The sequence below is a fragment of the Nocardiopsis sp. TNDT3 genome (assembly GCF_003427465.1).
GTDB classification, from domain to species: domain Bacteria; phylum Actinomycetota; class Actinomycetes; order Streptosporangiales; family Streptosporangiaceae; genus Nocardiopsis; species Nocardiopsis dassonvillei.
The window spans coordinates 1-2,232 of the sequence record NZ_QPFC01000696.1 but is presented as its reverse complement, the minus strand read 5'-3'; the positions used below and the strand labels follow the sequence as shown (position 1 = coordinate 2,232).

General features: G+C 76.6%; 3 protein-coding genes. All 3 read left to right on the top strand.

The features are described from left to right. Positions 1–700: hypothetical protein (locus DQW06_RS17370; protein ID WP_117198926.1), on the top strand; the 700-nt coding region annotated here is incomplete at its 5' end. A gap of 60 nt (positions 701–760) precedes the next feature. Next, the gene (locus DQW06_RS17365; protein WP_013153353.1) at positions 761–1,921 is read left to right on the top strand and encodes an inositol-3-phosphate synthase; all 1,161 of its coding nucleotides are present in this window, start codon (positions 761–763) and stop codon (positions 1,919–1,921) included. Next, the coding region (locus tag DQW06_RS17360) for a UbiA family prenyltransferase (RefSeq protein WP_198662473.1) at positions 1,918–2,232 on the top strand (315 nt) is incomplete at its 3' end. The genes DQW06_RS17365 and DQW06_RS17360, both read left to right, overlap by 4 nt.

The window sequence follows — 2,232 nt, the reverse complement described above, 5'->3', positions numbered from 1 at the left end:
CTCCTCCCCCGACCCGTCCCGCGGGACGCAGGCTCCCCCGCCCAGGCTCACCTGGTGGCTGACCGCCGGATCCCTCCTGGTGGTCGCCGCCCTCGTCGGCGTCCTCGTCCTCACCTTCACCGGTGACGACCACACCGCCCCCGACCCGGCGCGAGTCGCCGAACTCCAGGCCTCCGCGCAGCAGCGCGACCGCGCGCAGGTCGACCAGCTCGTCGAACGCACCACCGCCGCGCACGGGCAGCTGGTGCCCGTGGTGGAGAGCCTGGACGCGGCCGTGCCGCCCGACGGCTCCACCCCCGCCGGGGAGGCCCCCGACGCCGGGGAGGTCGACTCCTGGCTGGAGACCGTCCAGGAGGCGGCGGTCCACTTCGAGGACGCCCCCTCCGGCAGCAGCGGCCACAACGTCGCGCACGCGGGGCTGTCCAACGCCGTGGACCTGCTGGGGTCGGCGGTGGTCGCCTACTCCAACGCCGAGCGCGCCCAGGACGGACAGCGGGCGGAACTGCTGGAGCTGGCCGGCGACCTGCGCACCCAGGCGGTGCGCGGCTGGTCGGTGGCGGCCACCCAACTGGACATGGTCAGCGTCGAGTCCGGCCACGGCCACGTCCACCTGTACCTGCCCGCGGCGCCCGGCAGCGGCGCCCTGGGACCCGACGGGGCCGAGCCCGGCGAGGGCGGCGGCGACAGCGGCGACCAGTGACCAGTGACCAGTGACCACCCGGTTCCGGAACACCCGGAGGCACGCAGAGGGGAGCATGCGTTGACGCGAGTCGGAGTATGGCTGATCGGGGCGCGGGGGTCGGTGGCGACCACCGCCGTCCTGGGAGCCCTGGCGGTGCGGTCCGGGGCGTCGGGGCGGACGGGGTGCGTGACCGAGCGCCCCGAGTTCGCCCCGGCGCGCCTGCCCGGGATCGGCGACCTGGTCTTCGGCGGCCACGACGTCTCCGAGATACGCCTGTGCAAGAACGCCGAGCGGCTTGCCCGGGCGGGGGTGCTGCCCGCGCACCTGCCGCCGGCCTTCGCCGACGAACTGGACCGGACCGAGCACCGTCTGCGCCGGGGCCTGCACGCCGCCGCCACCACCGGGGTGGGGCGCCGCGACGTGGACCGCCTGGAGGCGGACCTGCGCGAGTTCGCCGAACGGGAGGCGCTCGAACGCGTCGTGGTGGTGGACCTGTCCAGCACCGAGCCCCGGCCCGAACCGCACGCCGAGCACACCGACGCCGACGCCCTGGAGGCGGCCCTGGACGCCGGGACCGCGCGGATCCCGGCCAGCTCCGCGTACGCCTACGCGGCCCTGCGGGCGGGCTGCGCGTTCGTGGAGTTCACGCCCAATACCGGGCCCCGGCTGCCCGCCCTGGCGCGGCTCGTCGAGCGCTCGGTCGTGCCGTGGGCCGGGTGCGACGGCAAGACCGGGGAGACCCTGGTCAAGAGCGCGCTCGCGCCGATGTTCGCCGCCCGGGCGCTGCACGTGCGCTCGTGGTCCTCGCTCAACCTGCTCGGCGGCGGCGACGGCGCCACCCTGGCCGACCCGGCCAACGCCGAGAGCAAACTCGCGTCCAAGGCGCGGGGTCTGGAGCACATGCTGGGCCACGGCCCGGACGGGCCCCTGCACATCGACTACGTCCCGGACCTGGGCGACGCCAAGGTCGCCTGGGACCACGTCTCGTTCGAGGGGTTCCTGGGGGCGCGGATGACCCTGCAGTTCACCTGGTCGGGCTACGACTCCGCGCTGGCCGCGCCCCTGGTGCTGGACCTGGCGCGGCTGACCGCCCACGCCCACCGGCGGGGCCGGGTGGGCCCCGTGCCGGAGCTGGCGTTCTTCTTCAAGGACCCCGTGGGCACCCGCGAACACGGCCTCGCCGAACAGTGGCGGGCCCTGACGTCCTGGTGCGCGGCACCGGAGGAGGAGGCCGAGTGAGAGCGCGCGACCTGGCGAGGCTGGTGCGCCTGCCCGCGGCGCTGAGCGTTCCCGGCGACACGCTGGCCGGTGCCGCGGCGGCGGGGGGCCTGCGCGGCCCCGGGGCATGGGCGCTGCCCGCCGCCTCGGTGTGCCTGTACTGGGCGGGCATGGCCCTCAACGACTACGCCGACCGGGAGGTGGACGCGGTCGAGCGCCCCGAACGCCCCATCCCCTCGGGAGCGGTGCGCCCCGGCGAGGCCCTGACGGTCGCCGCGGGGCTGACCGCGACGGGCGTGGGCCTGGCCGCGGCGGCGGGCGGACGCCGGGCG